The organism is Pseudarthrobacter enclensis (assembly GCF_030811655.1).
Lineage (GTDB): Bacteria > Actinomycetota > Actinomycetes > Actinomycetales > Micrococcaceae > Arthrobacter > Arthrobacter enclensis_A.
Genome location: NZ_JAUSRE010000012.1, coordinates 29,771 through 49,509 on the forward strand (window position 1 = coordinate 29,771; position 19,739 = coordinate 49,509).

20 protein-coding genes are annotated in these 19,739 nt (G+C 65.5%); 11 read left to right on the forward strand and 9 right to left on the reverse strand.

The window, feature by feature from the left end:
• Positions 1–3: 3 nt before the first annotated feature.
• A complete protein-coding gene (locus J2X98_RS12525; protein ID WP_141942169.1) occupies positions 4–552 on the reverse strand; it encodes a DoxX family protein in 549 nt (182 codons plus the stop codon).
• 237 nt (positions 553–789) lie between these two features.
• Here J2X98_RS12525 and J2X98_RS12530 point away from each other — a divergent pair, with 237 nt between their 5' ends.
• On the forward strand, positions 790–1,602 hold the full coding sequence (locus J2X98_RS12530; RefSeq protein WP_373460885.1) for a sigma-70 family RNA polymerase sigma factor: 813 nt from the start codon (positions 790–792) through the stop codon (positions 1,600–1,602).
• Positions 1,599–1,859: a mycothiol system anti-sigma-R factor gene (gene rsrA, locus J2X98_RS12535; protein ID WP_141942165.1), complete on the forward strand. Its 261-nt coding sequence runs from the start codon at positions 1,599–1,601 to the stop codon at positions 1,857–1,859. Before J2X98_RS12530 ends, rsrA begins: the two co-directional genes overlap by 4 nt.
• 103 nt (positions 1,860–1,962) lie before the next feature.
• On the opposite strand, the gene J2X98_RS22240 is transcribed toward rsrA, so the two are convergent.
• From J2X98_RS22240 to J2X98_RS12555, 5 genes are all read right to left on the reverse strand, one after another.
• On the reverse strand, positions 1,963–2,037 hold the full coding sequence (locus J2X98_RS22240; RefSeq protein ID WP_369299106.1) for a 50S ribosomal protein bL37: 75 nt from the start codon (positions 2,035–2,037) through the stop codon (positions 1,963–1,965).
• A 117-nt stretch (positions 2,038–2,154) separates the two neighbouring features.
• Positions 2,155–2,616 carry a PadR family transcriptional regulator gene (locus tag J2X98_RS12540; protein WP_307308576.1) on the reverse strand — a complete coding sequence of 154 codons (462 nt, stop codon included), beginning with the start codon at positions 2,614–2,616 and terminating at the stop codon, positions 2,155–2,157.
• Positions 2,616–3,449 carry a DUF4097 family beta strand repeat-containing protein gene (locus J2X98_RS12545; RefSeq protein WP_307308578.1) on the reverse strand — a complete coding sequence of 278 codons (834 nt, stop codon included), beginning with the start codon at positions 3,447–3,449 and terminating at the stop codon, positions 2,616–2,618. Before J2X98_RS12545 ends, J2X98_RS12540 begins: the two co-directional genes overlap by 1 nt.
• 83 nt (positions 3,450–3,532) lie before the next feature.
• Positions 3,533–4,132, reverse strand: a complete 600-nt coding sequence (locus J2X98_RS12550) for a GDSL-type esterase/lipase family protein (RefSeq protein ID WP_141942156.1) — start codon at positions 4,130–4,132, stop codon at positions 3,533–3,535.
• Between the two features lie 142 nt (positions 4,133–4,274).
• The gene (locus tag J2X98_RS12555) at positions 4,275–8,084 is read right to left on the reverse strand and encodes a multifunctional oxoglutarate decarboxylase/oxoglutarate dehydrogenase thiamine pyrophosphate-binding subunit/dihydrolipoyllysine-residue succinyltransferase subunit (RefSeq protein ID WP_141942153.1); all 3,810 of its coding nucleotides are present in this window, start codon (positions 8,082–8,084) and stop codon (positions 4,275–4,277) included.
• 544 nt (positions 8,085–8,628) lie between these two features.
• Here J2X98_RS12555 and J2X98_RS12560 point away from each other — a divergent pair.
• From J2X98_RS12560 to J2X98_RS12580, 5 genes are all read left to right on the forward strand, one after another.
• Complete coding sequence (locus tag J2X98_RS12560) at positions 8,629–9,963, forward strand: hemolysin family protein (RefSeq protein ID WP_307308583.1); 1,335 nt, start codon at positions 8,629–8,631, stop codon at positions 9,961–9,963.
• Positions 9,960–11,030, forward strand: coding sequence for a hemolysin family protein (locus J2X98_RS12565; RefSeq protein ID WP_307308585.1), 1,071 nt, complete (start codon positions 9,960–9,962; stop codon positions 11,028–11,030). Before J2X98_RS12560 ends, J2X98_RS12565 begins: the two co-directional genes overlap by 4 nt.
• Before the next feature lie 142 nt (positions 11,031–11,172).
• Entirely contained in the window at positions 11,173–12,141 is a 969-nt protein-coding gene (locus J2X98_RS12570; protein ID WP_307308588.1) for a metal ABC transporter solute-binding protein, Zn/Mn family, read from the forward strand.
• Positions 12,142–12,954 carry a metal ABC transporter ATP-binding protein gene (locus J2X98_RS12575; protein WP_141942141.1) on the forward strand — a complete coding sequence of 271 codons (813 nt, stop codon included), beginning with the start codon at positions 12,142–12,144 and terminating at the stop codon, positions 12,952–12,954.
• Positions 12,954–13,838, forward strand: a complete 885-nt coding sequence (locus J2X98_RS12580) for a metal ABC transporter permease (RefSeq protein WP_307308590.1) — start codon at positions 12,954–12,956, stop codon at positions 13,836–13,838. The genes J2X98_RS12575 and J2X98_RS12580 overlap by 1 nt, the downstream gene beginning before the upstream one ends.
• Here the strand turns inward: J2X98_RS12580 and J2X98_RS12585 are convergent.
• Positions 13,816–14,277, reverse strand: coding sequence for a Fur family transcriptional regulator (locus tag J2X98_RS12585; RefSeq protein ID WP_141942136.1), 462 nt, complete (start codon positions 14,275–14,277; stop codon positions 13,816–13,818). The genes J2X98_RS12580 and J2X98_RS12585 overlap by 23 nt on opposite strands.
• 90 nt (positions 14,278–14,367) lie before the next feature.
• Between J2X98_RS12585 and J2X98_RS12590 the strand changes: the two genes are divergently transcribed.
• Positions 14,368–15,024 (forward strand): MBL fold metallo-hydrolase, encoded by a 657-nt coding sequence (locus tag J2X98_RS12590; protein WP_307308595.1) that lies wholly within the window; start codon positions 14,368–14,370, stop codon positions 15,022–15,024.
• On the opposite strand, the gene J2X98_RS12595 is transcribed toward J2X98_RS12590, so the two are convergent.
• Positions 15,021–16,124 (reverse strand): PLP-dependent cysteine synthase family protein, encoded by a 1,104-nt coding sequence (locus J2X98_RS12595; protein WP_141942132.1) that lies wholly within the window; start codon positions 16,122–16,124, stop codon positions 15,021–15,023. The two genes, J2X98_RS12590 and J2X98_RS12595, sit on opposite strands and share 4 nt — an antisense overlap.
• 73 nt (positions 16,125–16,197) lie before the next feature.
• Between J2X98_RS12595 and J2X98_RS12600 the strand changes: the two genes are divergently transcribed.
• The 3 genes from J2X98_RS12600 to J2X98_RS12610 are packed head-to-tail and all read left to right on the forward strand — an operon-like array spanning position 16,198 to position 18,694.
• Complete coding sequence (locus J2X98_RS12600) at positions 16,198–17,112, forward strand: sulfurtransferase (RefSeq protein WP_141942130.1); 915 nt, start codon at positions 16,198–16,200, stop codon at positions 17,110–17,112.
• Positions 17,109–18,269, forward strand: a complete 1,161-nt coding sequence (locus J2X98_RS12605; protein ID WP_307308600.1) for an NAD(P)-dependent alcohol dehydrogenase — start codon at positions 17,109–17,111, stop codon at positions 18,267–18,269. The genes J2X98_RS12600 and J2X98_RS12605 overlap by 4 nt, the downstream gene beginning before the upstream one ends.
• The gene (locus J2X98_RS12610; protein WP_141942126.1) at positions 18,266–18,694 is read left to right on the forward strand and encodes an HIT family protein; all 429 of its coding nucleotides are present in this window, start codon (positions 18,266–18,268) and stop codon (positions 18,692–18,694) included. The genes J2X98_RS12605 and J2X98_RS12610 overlap by 4 nt, the downstream gene beginning before the upstream one ends.
• A gap of 57 nt (positions 18,695–18,751) precedes the next feature.
• Here J2X98_RS12610 and J2X98_RS12615 read toward each other — a convergent pair whose 3' ends face one another.
• Positions 18,752–19,735 carry a beta-ketoacyl-ACP synthase III gene (locus J2X98_RS12615; RefSeq protein ID WP_141942124.1) on the reverse strand — a complete coding sequence of 328 codons (984 nt, stop codon included), beginning with the start codon at positions 19,733–19,735 and terminating at the stop codon, positions 18,752–18,754.
• Positions 19,736–19,739 lie beyond the last annotated feature (4 nt).

Below are 19,739 nucleotides of genomic sequence, written 5' to 3' on the forward strand. Positions count from 1 at the left end.
TGCTTAGGCTTTCGTTGCTTGGTCGACGGCGCGGCGTACAGCCTTGTCCGCCTTGTTCAGCTTTTTGGTGGTGGTCTTGCGGGCGTCGGCGGCCAGGTGCGATGCGTTCCGGCGGGCATCCGCGGCGAGGTGTTCGGCGCGCCACGCAAGGCCCGGCTTGCCGGCCGTATCCACTGAAGCGAGCAGGGCGCCGCCGCCCAAGGAGAGGTTCTTGAGCAGCTGGTTCCGCCGGTTCTCACGGCCTTCCTTGCTGCTGATGTCCGCGCTGCGCCATTCGACGAAGGTGTTCAGGAGGGAAATGACCGTGAGCAGGGCAGCCGAAAGCCTGGAGAACTTGCCGAGCCCGAACAGGACGCCGGCCCCGACCTGCGTTCCACCGATGACCCGGGCAAGGGTTTTCTCATTCGCCTGGAAAGGGAGCGAAGCTGCAGCCTTGCGCAGCAACGGCGAAAGCTGCTGTGCGGTGTCGTCGGAGTTCTTGAGCTTATCCAGTCCGGCGAGAACGAAACTGGAGGCAAGCATGGGCCGTGCGAGCGTGCGGACAAAGGACATGGATTTCCTCCTGGATGGACGAACCGCGGCAAGCGGCGGAGTCGGTCCTAGTCTTGCACTTTTGGGGAATATTTGCCCGTGTGAGGCGGTTGTCCATGTCGGGTCCGAGACAGGGGACCTGGAGATCATTCACCCGAAACAGAGCGGAGTTGGCCCTTGGGGAAGGTGTTGGACGGAACCAGACAGGCGGGCCCGGTGGCAGTGGACAAGCTGGCAGCCGGGGCTCCGGAGTACGGCATGCCCCGGTCCGGGAGGCTGACAGTAGACTTGAAGGCAATGAACACCCTGGATCCGGCCGTCGCGGCCATGTATGAGGCTTCCCCCGGCGAAGTGAACGGCAGGGCAGGAAGCGAACCCCTGGCCTCCGGCCAGGCAGGTCCCGAGCCATTGGACGCTGAAGCGTCGGGCGATGACGGCACCTTGGACGTCTCCGCGGAGTCCGTGGAGCAGCGCCGCCTGCGTTTTGAGCGTGATGCCATGCAGTACGTGGACCAGCTGTATTCAGCGGCCATGCGCATGGCGCGGAACCCGTCGGACGCGGAGGACCTGGTCCAGGAGGCCTACACCAAGGCGTTCTCGGCCTTCCACCAGTACAAGCCGGGGACGAACCTCAAGGCATGGCTGTACCGGATCCTGACGAACACGTACATCAACCTCTACCGCAAGAGGCAGCGCGAGCCCCTGCAGTCCAACTCGGACAGCATCGAGGACTGGCAGCTTGCCCGGGCCGAATCGCACACCTCGAGTGGCCTGCGATCGGCCGAAGCTGAGGCTCTGGACCACCTTCCGGACTCGGACGTCAAGCGGGCTCTGCAGGACATTCCGGAGGAGTTCCGCCTGGCCGTCTACTTCGCGGACGTGGAGGGCTTCGCGTACAAGGAAATATCGGACATCATGAACACGCCGATCGGCACCGTGATGTCCCGGCTCCACCGCGGCCGGCGAATGCTGCGGGACATGCTCGCGGAATATGCCGCTGAGCGCGGATTCAAAACGGCCGCGGATACGTCGGATGCGGCAGGAAGCAAAGCACAGGAGAACAGGAAATGAGCGACTGCCAGGGATTGGGCGATTGCGACGACACCCGGATGCAACGCATCTACGAATACCTTGACGGGGCACTGACCCGCGAGGACCTGACCGAGATCAAGAACCACCTTGACGAGTGCCCTGAGTGCACGGAGCAATACGACCTTGAGTGCGTCATCCGGAACATGGTCAAGCGTTCCTGCAAGGAATCCGCTCCGGACAACCTGAAGAACGCGATCCTGGACCGGATCCACTCCATCCGCAGCGTCGAAGCATAGGTTCAGGACTTTCCCGCCGGGTCACGGCCACAGACACCAAAGGACCCCGCAAGCCGAGTGGCTTGCGGGGTCCCTTGCTTGAACCGTAGTTCCTGGCATTTGCCTAGGTGTTGGGGCGCTTCCCGTGGTTCGCGCCGCCACGCTTACGGTCACGACGCTTGCGTGCACGCTTGCTCATAGCTGGCCTCCTTACTGTTGGTACTCAAAAGAGCTGCCCTCCAGTCTCCCACATCATGTGGCGGCCCGCGAACCGGCAAGGCCCGATGACCTGCGGTTGTACACCAAGGTCCTTGTGCTAGGGCTCCAGCGCGCCGCCGATGGTCGCCCGGGCGTGGTCCAATGCGGTCCTGACCGTCTCCAGAACGGCGGGGCTGAGGGGCCCGTGCAGGGCCCGGCGGCGCAGATCCGACTGCAGCCCGTCGTTGAACTGCTGCAGGACAAGCTCAACATCCAGCCGCCGTGCGGTTGCGGCGATCCGTTCCTCGACTCCGGCGAGATCCACCCGCCGCCGGTTCAGTTCGGCGAGGCCGGCGGCGGTGAGGCGGTAGTTGGTGCGGCGTCCGGCGGCCTCGGTGGCCACCAGGCCGTCCGCCGCGAGTTTGCCCAGTCGGGGATAGATGGTCCCGGCGCTGGGGGAGTAGGCCCCATCAAACCGGTCCTTCAGTGCCTTGATGAGCTCATAGCCGTGTTTTGGGCCGCCTTCGAGCAGGGCCAGGAGGTAGAGGCGCAACGCGCCTCTGGCGAAGACCGGTGGCATCAGTTTGTTGGGGCCCCGCCGCCCTCTGCTGGCGCGGGAGCGTGGCTGATGGAGGTTTTGCCCGAGACGGAGTTGGTGCGGACGAGAGTCAGCTGTGCGTCCGGACCGGCAATGGTTTCCACTTTGCCGTTGGTGAGGATGCACTGGTGGCCATCGAGGACCACTGCGCCTCCGGCTGACTTGGCCACGATGTCGGCGCCTACGTCATGGGGCAGCCGGATGGCCAGATCGCCGGCCACCGAGTTGGAGCCGAAATCCTGCGTGAAATCGAGCAGGTCGAAATTGAGGTGCCCGCTGACGGTGTTGGTGCGGACATGTGTAAAGCGGCCTGAGGCGTTGACCTCTCCGGAGACGCTCTTGGCCGTGAGGACTCCGCGGTGGTTACTGACTTCCACCCGCCCGCTGACCGTGTTGACCTGAAGTTCGCCGGACGTGCCCTCGGCAGTGAGAGTGCCCGAGACGCTGCTGAGCCGGACGCGGCCGGAAATGCCGGTGACCAGACCTGCACCACTGACGGTGCCCGCCTCCACGTCGATGCCGGCGGGGACGTAAATGCTGATGACCGCGGAATTGTCGCTGTTGTGGTTGACCGTTTCCATCAGGGTCCTGAACCATCCCTGGGCCCCATGGAGCTGATGCCGGACCTCCAGCCTGCCATCGCCCAAGTGCACGGCGATGGGGTCGCCATGCACCTCGGAAACCTCCAGCCGGACTGCCGGGCCGGCGTGGGGCAGGACCTCGAACCTGCCCCTGACAATGCCCAGCTTCAGCGCGGCAACGTCATTGACGTCAATGGTTTGCGGGCCTGCGACGGTCCAGTTCTCCTCGCTCAAGGTCCCCTCCAGAAGACGATATATCGCGTCGGTTCAACCTAACGCCGGTTACTGGACGGGTCAAGATACGTCTCGAAGTGCAGCTACTGCGGCGCGTCCAACCCAAGCCACTGGAACCAGCCGCGGTGCAGCACCAGCCACGCCATGAGCCCGTAACCTGCCTGACCGGGCGTCCCACCATTCGCAGCCAGGTCCTGGCGCCACTGTTCATGGTTCAGCAGGGGAGAGAAGGTGTCGACGTAGAGGTGCTTGCGGCGGGTGGTGACGTCGGCGAAAGCGGTGTTCAGCTCGTCCAGACGCCTGTTTTGCGCCGGATCCAGCGTGGGAGGCGGCCCAACAACGAAGACCTCGATCCTGTTCTGCGACGCAGAGTCCAGGATGTTGGCCAGGTTAAGCCTGCTGCGGGCAGTGGAGAGTCCGAATTCGATGTCGCGCCCGGACAGGCCGATGACCAGCCGGTTTTCTGCCTGGCCGCTGAAGCGGCGCCCTGCTTCGTCCAGCCAGCGCGCCGCGAGCCCTTCGGTACCTTCCTGCGGACAGGGGAGCGCATAGCTTTCGAGCACCATGCCGTCCTGGGGAGTGCGGGCCAGGACGCGGCCCAGCCAGCCCAGGGCCCGGGGATCGCCCAGTCCGGCCAGCAGTTCGTCTCCTACAGCTGCGATCCGCAGCTTCCTGTCTTCCACGCGTTCCTCTTTACTTCGGTACGGGTTACTCTGTGCGGCAGCAGCCGCCGCGGCTGCGGAAGTTGCGGCGCTGTCCATCCATTAAACAGAACTGCCCGGCCGGAGTCTGGTATTTCGACGTCCGGCCGGGCAGCCTTACTGCCTACTTCCGAGCAAATGCCTGCTTCAGCAGGACATCCTGCTCCGCTGCGTGCCGCTTCATGGACCCGGCGGCCGTGGAGGCCGATGCCGGGCGGGAAACCAGTCGGACGCGGCGGTCAAGGATCTCCGGCAGGTGCAGGCCGATGAACGGCCACGGGCCCTGGTTGGCGGGCTCATCCTGTGCCCAGACCACCTCTGCGTTCGGGTACTTGGCGAGTTCCGCAGCGATCTCCGCGTGCGGCAGCGGGTAGAGCTGCTCCACGCGGATGATGGCGGTGGTCTTGTCGCCGGTCTTCTGCCGGGTGGACAGGAGATCGTAGTAGAGGCGCCCCGAGACGAGGAGCACGCGCTCGACGGCGGTTGCCGGCAGTTGCTCATGCTCACCGATGACGGGACGGAAGGTGCCGTTGGTGAAGTCCTCCACGGAGGAAGCGGCAGCCTTCAGGCGCAGCAGCTGCTTGGGCGTGAAGATGATCAGCGGCTTGCGCGGGCGGCTGTATGCCTGGCGGCGCAGCAGGTGGAAGTGCGAGGCCGCGGTGGTGGGGTTGGCCACGATCATGTTGTCTTCCGCGCACAGCTGCAGGAAGCGTTCGATCCTTGCGGAGGAGTGGTCCGGGCCCTGGCCCTCGTAGCCGTGCGGAAGCATCAGGACCAGCGAGGAGCGCTGGCCCCACTTCTGCTCGGCCGAGGAGATGAACTCGTCGATGATGGTCTGCGCACCGTTGACGAAGTCACCGAACTGGGCTTCCCACAGGACAAGGGCGTCCGGGCGTTCCACCGAGTAGCCGTACTCAAAGCCCATGGCGGCGTATTCCGACAGCAGGGAGTCGTAGATCCACAACTTTGCCTGGTTGTCGGAAAGGTTGCCCAGCGGCAGCCATTCCTTGCCGTTGGCGCGGTCGTGGAAGACGGCGTGGCGCTGCACGAACGTGCCGCGCCGCGAGTCCTGGCCGGCCAGGCGTACGGGGACGCCTTCCATGATCAGGGAGCCGAAGGCAGCGATCTCGCCAAAGCCCCAGTCGATGCCGCCCTCGCGCGACATCTGCTCGCGCTTTTCAAGGAGCTGCTTCAGCTTCGGGTGGACCGTGAAGCCGTCAGGAATTTCGACGTGTGCCTTGCCGATCCTGGCCAGGGTGTCTGCGCTGATGGCAGTGGAGGACGGTGCGCTGACGCCTGCATCGGACTGCTGGGCCATGGGCCGTTCGATGTCGGACACGGCTGCGGAATCTGCCGTCACGATCGGAATCGGGGAGGTCTGGGCGGCGTGGGTCTCGGCAAAGACCCGCTCCAGCCGTTCCTGGTAGTCGCGGAGCAGCTGCTCGGCTTCTTCCTCGGTGATGTCTCCACGGCCTATGAGGGACTCGGTGTACAGCTTGCGGACGGAGCGCTTGGCTTCGATCAGGTTGTACATCAGCGGCTGGGTCATCGAGGGGTCGTCACCCTCGTTGTGGCCGCGGCGGCGGTAGCAGACCATGTCGATGACAACGTCCTTGTGGAAGCGCTGCCGGAACTCGTAGGCGAGCTGGCCGATGCGGACCACTGCCTCGGGGTCGTCGCCGTTCACGTGGAAAACCGGTGCCTGGATCATCTTGGCAACATCCGTGGAGTACGTGGACGAGCGCGAGGACGACGGGGCGGTGGTGAAGCCCACCTGGTTGTTGACCACGATGTGAATGGTGCCGCCGGTGCGGTAACCCCGAAGCTGGGACAGGTTCAGCGTTTCCGCCACAACACCCTGCCCGGCGAAGGCGGCGTCACCGTGAACCATGATGGGCAGTACGGGGAACGTTTCGCCCTGGTCCAGGCGGTCCTGCTTGGCGCGGACAATACCTTCGAGCACGGAGTCGACGGCTTCCAGGTGCGACGGGTTGGCCGCGAGGTAGACCTTGGTCTCCTTGCCATTGTCCGACGTGAAGGTGCCCTCAGTGCCCAGGTGGTACTTGACGTCGCCGGAACCCTGCACGGAGCGGGGATCCTGGGTGCCCTCAAACTCGCGGAACACCTGGGCGTAGGTCTTGCCTGCGATGTTCGTCAGGACGTTGAGGCGGCCGCGGTGTGCCATGCCGATGGCAACCTCGTCCAGGCCGTCGTCGGCAGCGTCCGACATGATGGCGTCCAGCAGCGGGATCAGCGACTCGCCCCCTTCGAGGGAGAAGCGCTTCTGGCCCACGAACTTGGTCTGGAGGAAGGTTTCGAAGGCCTCGGCGGCGTTCAGCTTGGAAACGATGCGCAGCTGCTCTTCCCGGCTGGGCTTGGAGTAAGGGTGCTCCAGCTGGTCCTGGAACCACTTGCGTTCGGCAGGCTCCTGGATGTGCATGTACTCGATGCCGGTGGTGCGGCAGTAGGCATCGCGCAGAACGCCGAGAATGTCGCGGAACTTCAGCATGGGCTTGCCGCCGAAGCCGCCCGTGGGCCACTCGCGGTCCAGGTCCCACAGCGTGAGGCCGTAGGTGAGGACGTCGAGGTCGGGGTGCTTGCGCTGGACGTACTCCAGCGGATCGGTATCCGCCATGAGGTGTCCACGCACGCGGAAGGAGTGGATCAGCTGCTGGATGCGGGCGACCTTGTTGATCTCGTCGGCCGGATCCACCTGCAGGTCGGGGCTCCAGCGGACGGGCTCGTAGGGGATGCGGAGGGCTTCGAAGATCTCGTCGTAGAAGTTCTGCGCCCCCAGCAGGAGCTGGTGGACCAGCTTGAGGAATTCACCGCTGCCGGCGCCCTGGATGACGCGGTGGTCGTACGTCGAGGTCAGGGTGAGGACCTTGCTGATGGCGTTCTGGGCGATGATCTTTTCGCTGGCGCCCTGGAACTCAGCGGGGTAGTCAAGGGCGCCGACGCCGATGATGGCAGCCTGGCCCTTGGAGAGGCGTGGCACGGAGTGCACGGTGCCGATTCCGCCCGGGTTGGTGAGGGACACGGTGGTGCCCTGGTGGTCCTCGGCGGTGAGCTTGCCGTTGCGGGCCCGCTTGATGAGGTCCTCGTAGGTGTGCCAGAATTCCGCGAAGTTGAGGGTTTCGGCCTTCTTGATGTTCGGAACCATCAGCAGGCGGCTGCCGTCGGGCTTGGGCATGTCGATGGCAATGCCGAAATTGACATGTGCCGGCTGCACGGCGACGGGCTTGCCGTCCACCTCGTCGTAGTAGACGTTCATCGACGGGAACTGGGAGAGCGCCCGGATCACGGCGTAGCCGATGAGGTGGGTGAAGGAAACCTTGCCGCCGCGGGCGCGGGCAAGGTTGGAGTTGATGACCACCCGGTTGTCGATGAGCAGCTTGGCCGGAATGGCGCGGACGCTGGTGGCGGTGGGCACCTCGAGGCTGGTGACCATGTTGGTGGCGATCGCTTTGGCCGGTCCGCGAAGGACGGAGACAACGTCTTCCTCGGGAGCGGTGGGAGCCTTGACGTTCTTGGGCAGCTGGGCCGGGATGGGCTGCGAGCCGGTGCCGGCTTCGGTCTTCTTGCCGCCGTCGCGCGCTTCCGTGGCGGGGGCCTTCTTGACGGGGGCTGCTGCCGGTGCGGCAGGCGCCGGGGCAGCGGCAGCGGGCGGTGCGGGGGGAGCGGCGGGGGCTGCGGCCGGCGACGCTGCCGGGGCCTGCTTTACGACGGGAAGTTCCCGCGTGGGAGGGTTGGCGGCATGCGCGGAATTTCCATTGGAAGAAGAACCGTTGCCCGAGTCGAAGGATTCAAACAGGGGCCACCACTTGGTGTCCACGGCGTTCTTGTCCTGTTGGTACTGCTCGTACAGTTCGTCAACGAGCCACTCGTTTCCGCCAAATTCCTCTGGTAGACGGTGGCTTGGCTGCTCTGGCACTTGAAATACGCCTCTTCCATGAGTTTGATTTCTCTTTGGCCCCCCGGTGCTTCAGCACTACGTTCGAACCAGTCTCTGTCCGCTGAACCCGGACCTTTGCAAGTCTAGTGAGCATTCTGTGTTAACTGCCAATAAGGGTGACCCAAATCATGAAGTGACGAACCGGGGCCGAAATATAGGGGCCGGACGGTCAGTGGCGGGGCGGGGCGGGACGCTGGATGCTCCTCTTTAAAGCGCCGGCCTGCGGCCTCGATGCGGTCCGGCGGCAGGGGCGCTCCTGTAGACTGAAATTCTTATGGACAGTAAATCTAGGTGCCGGCCTGGGCGCTGTCAGCGGAGCTCCAAGAGAAGCGCCGCGCAGTCCGCCCCCAGAGCCGGCAAACCCCGACAACGCGCCCATCACCAGCCAACGGCCCAGCTTGCCGCAGCCCGCACGGGCCAGGCATCGGCATCTGCCGACCATCCTCCGCCGGGACGAAACAGCTTTTCCCCCTTCCAGATGACCGGCATCCGGTCATCCTCAATATCCCAGGCGGGATGTTGAATGGAGTGGCTTCTCCTCGCAGCAGGCCTGCTGCTGATCGCCGGCACCGGGTTCTTCGTGGCCGTCGAGTTCTCCCTCATCGCCCTGGACCAGCCCACCGTCCAGCGTGCAATTGACGACGGCGACACCCGCGCAGTGCCTTTGCTGGCCTGCCTTAAGTCCCTGTCCACGCAGCTGTCCAGCTGCCAGCTCGGCATTACCCTGACCACCTTGCTCACCGGTTATGTCATGGAACCGTCCGTGGGCCACCTGCTCGAAGTGCCGCTGGCCGCCGTCGGACTTCCCGACGTGGCGGTGCAGTCCGTCTCGCTGATCCTGGCGATGGTGGTGGCAACACTGTTGTCCATGCTCCTCGGCGAACTGGTGCCCAAGAACATGGCCATTGCGCTTGCGTTCCCGGTGGGCCGGGCGCTGGCCGGCCCGCAGCTGGTGTTCACCACCATCTTCAAGCCCGCTATCCTGCTCCTCAACGGGTTTTCCAACAGAATCCTGAACGTCTTCGGGGTGGAAGCCAAAGAGGAGATTTCCGGTGCACGCACGCCTGCGGAGCTTGCCTCGCTGGTACGCAGGTCCGCCGCAATGGGAACCCTCGACGCCGGGACCGCCAACTTCATCGCCCGGACGTTGAACTTTTCCACGCGGACCGCGGCTGACGTGATGACGCCCCGTATCAGACTGGAGACGATTGACGCGGACCAGCCGGTGTCGGATGTGGTGGATGCGGCACGCAGGACCGGGTATTCGCGGTTCCCCGTCATTGGCGAGTCCGCCGATGACATCCGGGGGCTGGTGCACGTCAAAAAGGCCGTTGCTGTTCCCTCGGAACGCCGGCAAAACCTCGAGGCGGGCGCCATCATGACCGAGGTCCTGCGCGTGCCCGAGACCATCCACCTTGATGCGCTGCTGGCGGAGCTCCGGGAGGGAAACCTGCAGCTGGCCGTGGTGCTGGACGAATACGGCGGAACCGCCGGCATTGCCACCCTTGAGGACCTGGTGGAGGAGATTGTGGGCGAGGTGGCGGACGAACACGATCGGGTCCGTCCCGGACTCCTGCAAAGTGCTTCCGGTGACTGGTACTTTCCCGGCCTCCTTCGGCCGGATGAGCTGTCCGAGCAGATCCCTGGGTTGACCGTCCCGGACGAGGCGGCCTACGAAACAGTGGGCGGCTACGTCATGAGCAAACTCGGCAGGATTGCGGTGGTGGGCGATACCGTCCCGGTGAACGGCGGGACCCTCATCGTCACCAGGATGGACGGCCGAAGGATCGACCGCATCTGCTTCCACCCCTCGGAAGAACCGGCCAAGCATGACGCCGATGACAGGAGCAGGCCATGAGCGACTGGGCCGGAATACTTTGGCTGGGCTTCCTCCTGCTCGGCAACGCCTTTTTCGTCGCTGCCGAATTTGCCATCATGTCCGCACGCCGCAGCCAGATTGAGCCACTGGCCGACACGGGGTCCAAGCGAGCCCAGACCACCCTGCGTGCCATGGAGAACGTCTCCCTGATGCTGGCCTGTGCGCAGTTGGGCATCACCGTCTGCTCACTGCTGATCCTGCTGGTGGCGGAACCGGCGATACACCACCTCCTCGCCGGCCCCATCGAGACGGTGGGCCTGCCCGCGGAAGCGGCGGACGTAGCCGCCTTCGCCGTGGCGTTGATGCTGGTGACCTTCCTGCATGTCACGTTCGGCGAGATGGTGCCCAAGAACATCTCGGTGTCCGTGGCGGACAAAGCGGCGCTGTTCCTGGCGCCGCCGCTGCTGTTCATCTCCCGGCTGGTCCATCCCGTCATCTCTGTCCTCAACTGGACCGCCAACCACATGCTGAAGTTGGTGCGGATTGAGCCGAAGGACGAGGTGACATCCTCCTTCACCCTGGAGGAAGTGCAGTCGATCGTGCAGGAGTCCACCCGCCATGGCCTGGTGGACGACGACGCGGGCCTCATCACCGGCGCGCTCGAGTTCTCGGAGCACACGGCGGAGGACATCATGGTGCCGCTGGAAAACCTGGTCATGCTGCCGGCTTCCACTACCCCGGTGGAGTTCGAAAAAGCCGTCAGCCGGACCGGTTTCTCCCGGTTCCCCATGCTGGACGATGAGGACCTGCTGTACGGCTACCTCCACGTCAAGGACGTGTTGTCCATCCCCGAGTCTGCCTATGGCCTGCCCATTGCCGAGGCCAGGGTACGGTCACTGGCCAACCTGGCTTTGGGGGACGAGATCGAGAAGGCCATGTCGGTGATGCAGCGGACCGGTTCCCACCTTGCCCGGGTCATCGGCCCGGACGGCAATACCCGGGGCGTCCTCTTCCTTGAGGACGTGATCGAACAGTTGGTCGGTGAGATCCGGGACGCAACCCAGGCGACGGGCATCCGGCGCCTGGGCCAATCCAACGGCGGCTGACAGCGGTACGCCCCTCCCGGAGGGGAGGGGCGTTGCCATGCCAAGGCCCGCGTCCCCGGACGCCTGGAAGCTAAATAGGAATCATTCGCATTTAGGTATAGGCTGGTGATGTTGCCACCCCATCTGTGAACTGAGGTCTTCCGTGCGCCGTCCAGCCGCTGCCAGCTCTTTCCTTGCCGCCCTTGCAGGTTTTGGCCTTCTGCTGACTGGCTGCGGCTCCCAGTCTTCGCAGACCCAGGAGGCGGTGCAGGGAATCAACGTCGTGGCTTCCACCAACGTTTATGGCGACATCGCCAGAACCATTGGCGGAGACAAGGTCAAGGTCACCGCGATTATTAACAATGCCGCCCAGGATCCGCACTCCTACGAGGCGAGCGCCCAGGACCGGCTGGCCGTTTCCAAGGCGCAGCTCATCATCGAAAACGGCGGCGGCTACGACGGCTTTCTTCACACCCTGGTGGAAAGCAGCAAGCCTGGCAATGCTTCGGTGCTGACCGCCGTCGACATCTCGGGGCTTGCCCATCCTGCGGAATCCGGGGCCGGGCCGTCGGCGACCGGCACGGCGGACGCACACGACCACGGCGACATCAACGAGCACGTCTGGTACAGCCTGCCGGCCATGGAGCGGGTGGCCGACAGCATCGAGGCCAAGCTGTCCGCGCTGGATCCCGGCTCTGCCGCTGCGTTCTCAGCCAACGCTGAATCATTCAAGTCCTCCCTCGCCGGGCTGCAGTCCAAGGTGGACGCGGTCAAGGCTGCTGCGGCGAACGGGAAGGTGGCCGTGACGGAGCCCGTCCCGTTATACCTGCTGCAGGACGCGGGCCTGGTGAACGCAACGCCCGTGCAATACACGGCAGCCATTGAAGAAGGCAGCGACGTTCCGCCCGCAGTCATGAAGGAGGCCACGGATCTGGTGGCATCCAGGGCGGTGCGCTTCCTTGCCTACAACGCCCAAACGGAAGGCCCGCAGACGGAGGCCCTGAAGAAGGCGGCCGAAGGGGCGGGTGTGCCGGTGGTTGATTTCACCGAGACACTGCCCGAAGGCAAGACCTACCTGCAGTGGATGGCGGACAATGTGAACAACATCAGCAAGGTTCTGGAGACAAAATAGGTGGAATCCGTCGTCAGCCTCAAAGGGGCGTGCCTCAAGTTCGGCCAGCGCACGCTCTGGGAGGACCTGGACCTGGACATCAGGCCCGGAGAGTTCTTCGCCGTGCTCGGCCCCAACGGCAGCGGAAAGACAAGCTTCCTGAAGGTCCTGCTTGGCCTGCAGAAACTGCATTCAGGACAGGCGGAGCTGGGCGGTCGTCCGGTGGAACGCGGCAGCAGCCTGATCGGCTACATACCCCAGCAGAAGTCCTTCCCGCCGGACACCCCCATGCGTGCACGCGACCTGGTGGCCCTGGGAGTGGACGGCCACCGGTGGGGAATCAGACTGCAACCCGGTAGAACCAACCGAAAAGTGGACCAGCTGCTGGAGATGGTGGGAGCTTCCGACTACGCCAAGGTCCCGGTGGGCCAGCTCTCCGGCGGAGAGCAGCAGCGCCTCCGCGTGGCGCAGGCCCTGGCCACGGGCCCGCAGGTCCTGCTCTGCGACGAGCCGCTGCTGTCCCTCGACCTGCACCACCAGCAGGCAGTCAGCGCCCTCATCCATCAGCAAAGCCGCGAACACGACACCGCCGTAGTATTCGTCACCCACGAAATTAACCCGATCATCGAATATGTGGACCGGGTGCTCTACCTGGCGGGGGGACGTTTCCGTGTGGGGACGCCGGACGAGGTCATGACCACTGAAGTGCTCTCGGACCTCTACGGCAGCAACGTGGAGGTCATCCACGCCAACGGCCGGATCGTCGTCGTCGGGCTGCCCGACGCCACAACGCACCACCACGGAGCCGATTCGCTGGCGGGGGAGGTGGCCTGATGGACGTGGACAGCATTCTTGGCGCCATCTTCAACTTCGACAACTACGGCGAACTGCTGGTCCTGGTCCAGAACTCCATCTGGGCCGGCGCCATCCTTGGCCTCCTTGGCGGCCTGGTGGGAACGTTCGTGATGAAGCGGGACCTTGCCTTCGCGGTCCACGGCATCTCCGAATTGTCCTTCGCCGGGGCGGCTTTCGCCCTGCTGGTCGGCGCGGACGTGGTGTTTGGCTCGCTGATCGGGTCGGTGGCCGCTGCCCTGCTGCTGGGCGTTATGGGGGTACGGGCGCGGGACAAGAACTCCATCATCGGTGTCATCATGCCCTTCGGCCTGGGCCTTGGAATCCTTTTCCTGTCGCTGTACCAAGGCCGCGCCGCCAACAAGTTTGGCCTGCTGACCGGGCAGATCGTGTCGGTGGACACGGTCCAGCTGCAGGCACTGGCCGGCACCGCCGTCGTCATCATGCTTGTATTGCTGGCAATATGGCGCCCCCTGAACTTTGCCAGCGTGGACCCCGACCTTGCCGAGGCCAGGGGAGTGCCGGTCCGCACCCTCGCGGTGGTGTTCATGATCGTGCTCGGCGTCAGCGTGGCGCTGTCCATCCAAGTGGTGGGCGCCCTGCTGGTACTCGCCCTGCTGATCACTCCGGCAGCCGCGGCCCTGCGTGTCACGTCCTCGCCGGTCGCAGCAGTGGTCCTGAGTGTCGTCTTCGCGGTCAGCGCAACGGTGGGCGGAATCCTGCTGGCGCTGGGCGGACGGATACCCATCAGCCCCTACGTGACCACGTTGTCATTCCTGATCTACGTGGTGTGCCGGGTCATCGGGTCGGTGCGGTCTGCCCGGGGGATGAACGGACGCGTCCTTACAGCTTCCCGGAAGCCTTAAGCGCGGTGCAGTCGGGGCACAGGCCAAAGATCTCCACGGTGTGGTCCACCTCCGTGAACCCGTGCTCCGCTGCAGTGCGCACGGCCCACGTTTCCACGGCGGGTGCCTCAACCTCCACTGCCTTGCCGCAGTTCCTGCACAACAGGTGGTGGTGGTGCCCGGTCACCGCACAGCGCCGGTACACTGCCTCACCGTCACCGTTGCGCAGCACATCCACCAGGCCCTCATCGGCGAGTGACTGCAGGATCCGGTAGGCAGTGGCGAGGGAAACGGAGACGCCCTGGTTCTGCAGTATGCGGTAGAGCTCCTGGGTGCTGACGAAGTCATCCAGATCGTCCAGGGCTGCGCTGACGGCCTTGCGCTGTTTGGTGACGCGCTGTTCCTTGCCAGCTCCTGCCGGTGGTGGGGCGGCGGAATCAGCCTTGACGCCGATCGGCATGGACGAACTCGCTTCCGTGGGGGGCAGACATCAAGATTACCAGCCGGAGCATCGTGGACAGGCTTCCGCGGCGGACCCTAGGCTGGCGCTATGAAGCTGACCAAATACACCCACGCCTGTGTCCGGCTCGAGAAGGAAGGCGGGGTCCTGGTCCTTGATCCCGGCACGTTCTCCGAATCGGCTGAGGCGCTCGCTGGGGCCCAGGCCGTCCTGGTAACCCACGAACACGCAGACCATCTTGACACCCCCGCTGTGGTGAAGGCCCTCCAGGATGACAAGGACCTGGTGCTGTACGCCCCAGAGGGGGTGGCCGGGCAGTTGCGCGGGGAGGCCCCGGCCGCCGCGGACCGTATCCACGCCGTGGAACCCGGATCGACTTTCCAGGCCGCAGGATTCGATATCCGCAGCTTTGGCGGCCAGCACGCCCTGATCCACCCCCAGATTCCCGTGGTGGCCAACATCGGTTTCCTGGTGGACAACAACGTGTACCACCCGGGGGACTCATTCATCATCCCGGACGGCATCACGGTCCAGACGCTGCTGGTGCCACTGCACGCACCGTGGAGCAAATCCGCGGAGGTGGTGGATTTCGTCATCGGCGTGCGGGCGCCGCGGGCGTTCCAGATTCACGACGGGCTGCTCAACGACAACGGCCTGGGCATCGTTGAAGGCCACGTGAAGCGGATTGGCGCCAAGTACGGCACGGAGTACCGGCACCTGGCCTCCCGCGAATCAGTGGAGGTTTAGGCCGTCCATTCCCCGGTGTCCAGGAACCGGGCAATAACTGCTTCATACGGCGCAGGATCCAGCCGCTGGGCAGCCAGCCACTCCCGGTTCCAGTAGGTGCCCGCGTAGCGTTCCCCGCCGTCGCACATCAGGGAAACGATGCTGCCCCGGCGCCCTTCCGCGAGCATTCCGGCAATTGCCTGCCAGACTCCCCACAGGTTTGTGCCGGTGGAGGGCCCGGCGTGCAGGCCGGCGTAGGAATGCAGGTGCCGCATCGCGGCGATCGAGGCGGCATCGGGTACCTGGACCATTCTGTCGATCACCGTGGGAATGAAACTGGGCTCCATCCGGGCCCGGCCGATGCCTTCGATCCGGGAGGGCAGGCCGGTGGGTTTCCCGGCTGCTTCGCCCAGCCAGCCCGGGTAGAAGGCGGAGTTCTCCGGGTCCACCACCAGCAACCGGGTGGGGTGGGAGTGGTAGCGCAGGTAGCGGCCGATCGTGGCGCTGGTTCCCCCGGTGCCGGCCCCCACCACGATCCAGTCCGGCACCGGGTGCGGCTCGAGGCTGAGCTGGCCGAAAATTGATTCCGCGATGTTGTTGTTGCCGCGCCAGTCCGTAGCCCGTTCCGCGTACGTGAACTGGTCCATGTAATGCCCGTTGCACGTTGCTGCTGTTTCCTCGGCTACGGCATAAACGTCAGAGGCGTTTTCCACCAGCAGGCACGAGCCGCCGAACTGTTCAATCAGCGCAATTTTCTCCGGGCTGGTGGTGCGCGCCATGACGGCGACGAAGGGAAGCCCCAGCAGTTGGGCGAAGTACGCCTCCGAGACCGCAGTGCTGCCACTGGACGCTTCAACGATGGTGGTGTCCTCCCGGATCCATCCGTTCACCAGGCCGAACAGGAACAGGGACCTGGCCAGCCGGTGCTTCAGGCTGCCCGAGCGGTGCCTGGATTCATCCTTGAGGTAGAGCTCGATGCCCCAGTGCTCCGGCAGCGGCACCGAGTAGAGGTGGGTGTCTGCAGAGCGGTTGTTTTCCGCCGTGATGGTGCGGATGGCACGGTCGGCCCAGCCCCGGTCCGTTCCGCTGCTGCCTTTGCCGGGGTTGCCCTTGATCGTCACCGAACCAGCCTACCCGTGGCAACAGTCCGTCTAGAGTGGGTCCCGTCGGCTGTAGGAACCTGTAAGGAGCGCGATGAACCCGTTGATGGACGTCCAGGACCTTGAAGCCCGGCTTGCCGCCGGGCAGCGGACGGTGCTGCTGGATGTGCGGTGGGCGCTGGGCGACCCGCACGGGCACGACCACTATCTTGCCGGCCACCTGCCGGGGGCGGTGTTCGTGGACCTGGCCACCGAGCTTTCGGATCCGTCGGTCCCGGACCGGGGGCGCCACCCGTTGCCGTCGCCGGCGCAGTTCCAGGAGTCGGCCCGGCGGTGGGGCGTCAGGAACGGCGATGCCGTGGTGGCCTATGACGACAGTGCCAACATGGCGGCGGCCAGGGTGTGGTGGATGCTGCGCGACGCCGGACTGGCGGAGGTGTACCTGCTCGATGGCGGCCTGGCCGCCTGGCGTGCCGCGGGCCTGCCGGTTGAGCCGGGCGCCGTCCATCCTGTCCCCGGAGACGTGACGTTGGGCAGTGGACAGATGCCCGCGGCCGACGCCGGTGCTGCCGCCGGCTGGGCGCGCAGCGGCCTGCTGCTCGACGCGAGGGCAGGGGAGAGGTACCGGGGTGAGATTGAGCCGGTTGATCCGCGTGCCGGCCACATTCCCGGAGCAGTGAGCGCCCCCACCACGGGGAACGTGGACGCCGACGGACGGTTCCTGCCGCCGGCGGAGCTGCGGCGGAGGTTCGAATCCCTGGGCGTCCGGGAAGGCTGTCCGGTGGCGGTCTACTGCGGCTCCGGCGTCACTGCGGCGCACGAGGTGGCCGCGTTGGAACTCGCCGGGTTCCAGGCCACGCTGTACCCGGGCTCATTTTCAGAGTGGTCCAACCGTCCTGATCTCCCTGTTGCCACCGGTCCGGAACCTGGGGACGGTGGCGCCGATGCCGGGCAGTCTGTTGCGCCGGTTGGCAAGTCGGCAGGAGGCGGGGGTAGCGTCGCAGTATGACACCAGGACGCCCCGTACCACCGCCCCTCGCCCGACCCATAGCCCCTGCCCCTGACGCTGCGCCCACTGGTGGTGCAGCCGGACAGCTCGCCGCCGCCTACGGCGCCGTGTCCGGAGACAGCGGGCTGGTGCCGCTGACTGTGGCCCGGCGGGCTCCCAAACCGGACGACGTCGAGATCGCCATCGAATTCTGCGGGCTGTGCCACTCCGATGTGCATGCTACGCGCGGGGAGTGGGGCGGGCAGGTCTACCCCCTGGTGCCGGGCCACGAAATCGTCGGAACGGTCACCAGGGTTGGAGCGGACGTTACCGATTTCGCCGTGGGCGAGCGGGTGGGCGTGGGCTGCATGGTCGATTCCTGCCGCGAGTGCGACAGCTGCCTGGACGGCCTGGAGCAATACTGCGAACGGGGCATGACCGGCACGTACGGTGCCAAGGACCGCAGGAACGGCGACGCGGTCACGCAGGGGGGCTATTCGTCGTCCATCGTGGTGGACCGGCGCTATGTCCTCCACGTGCCCGACTCACTGGACCCGGCCGCCGTCGCGCCCCTGCTGTGTGCCGGCGTCACCACGTTCTCTCCACTGCGGCACTTCGACGTGGAGGAAGGCGACGTGGTGGGCGTGGTCGGCCTGGGGGGACTGGGCCACATGGCCGTCAAGCTGGCCAAGGCCATGGGTGCAAGGGTGGTGGTGTTCACCACTTCGGAATCGAAGGTAGCCGCGGCGCTGGAACTGGGGGCCGACGAGGTTGTCCTGTCCCGCGATGAGGCCGCCATGGAGGGCGCAAACCGCACCATCGACCTCATTATCGACACCGTGGCAGCCCCGCACGACCTGAACCCCTTCTTCCGCACCCTGCGCGTGGACGGGGCACTGTTCCAGCTCGGCCTGCCCTCGGAGGCGATGCCGCCCGTCAATCCCGGGGCCCTGATCCGGCGGAGGATTGCCTATGCGGGATCGCTCATTGGGGGCATCGCAGAAACCCAGGAAATGCTCGACTTCTGCGCTGAGCACGGGGTTGTGGCCGATATCGAGATGGTGTCGGCCGGACAGCTGAATGAAGCCTACGACCGGATGGTCGCTGGAGACGTAAAGTACCGGTTCGTGCTGGACACCAGCACGCTGCAGGCAGCAGCCGAGGAGGCAGACGCATGAGCACGCTGTTCACCAGGATCCTGAGGGGCGAGATTCCAGGCCGGTTCGTTTGGCGCGAGGACGATGTGTCGGCGTTCCTGACCACCGGGCCGCTCGCTGACGGCCACACCCTCGTGGTGCCCACCGAGGAAGTGGACCGGTGGACGGACGCCGCACCGGAGACTCTGGCCCGTGTCATGGAGGTGGCACGCCGCATCGGCGCGGTGCAGGTGGACCTCTTCGGGGCACGCCGTGCCGGTCTGATCGTGGCGGGCTATGAGGTCAACCACCTGCATGTCCACGTGTGGCCGTCACGCAGTATGGCCGACTTCGATTTTGGCTCTGCCGACCAGAACCCGGACCCGGCGGTCCTGGACGCCAACGCGGAAAAGCTGCGTGCCGGGCTCCGCGCAGCCGGCTACGGGGAATTCGTTCCGGCCGAATGAACCAGTGCCACGCCCGGCGCGTATGCGGCGGGCGTGGCAGGGGCCGCGTACGAAGGGTCAGTTCCTGCGGGGCGTCATCGCCACCATGCCCGCGTACGTGAACCCGCCGCCGAAGCCGAAAAGCAGCGCGGGAACATCGGCGGGGATCCTGCCGGAGTGCCACCATTTGCTCAACCCGAGCGGCACGCTTGCGGCAGAAGTGTTGCCCGACTCCGTGACGTCCGTGATGACGATGCGGTCCGTCAGGCCCAGAGCCTCCGCGAGTGGTTCGATGATGCGAAGGTTGGCCTGGTGAGCGGCCAGGACCTGGATGTCGTCCAGTTCCAGTCCCGCGCGCGCCACCACCTCGCGGGCCCGCTCGGGGGCCCTGGTCAGCGCCCAGCGCAGCACTTCACGGCCGTTCTGCGAGAACCTGCCCAAGGGTGGGGAGATGGTGACAGCGTCAGCCATGCCGCGCTCCGAGCCCCAGACCACGGGTCCAATCCGGGGTGTTTCGGAGGGACGCACGACGGCGGCGCCCGCGCCGTCGGCGGTAAGGACGGCCGTGGCGCGGTCCGTCCAGTCAGTGACGGTGGAGAGCGTCTCGGCTCCCACGACGATGGCGTGGGTTGCGCTTCCGGTCCGGATTGCCTGGTCGGCCACGCCCAGGGCGTATTCGAAGCCGGAGCATGCTGTGTTGACGTCCATAATGGCTGGACCGCGGCCGTCCCGCCCGAGTCCAAGAGCGGCAGCGATGCGGCCGGCCGTATTCGGCGAGCGTTCGGCCGCGGTGGTGGTGGCCACCACCACAAGGTCGATGTCCGCCGCGCCGACTCCCGAGTCAGCCAGGGCCATCCGGGCAGCGGGAACCGCAAGGTCCACCACGGTCTCGCCCTCGGCAACAATGCGCCTGGTGACAATCCCGGTGCGTTGGCGGATCCACTCGTCGCTCGTGTCCATCATGCCTTCGAGTTCATGGTTGTCCATGACCCGCACCGGCTGGGCGTGGCCGAGCCCTGCGATTTCTGTCCCTGCCGGGCCCTGGGCAAGCGTGAGCTTCATTCGA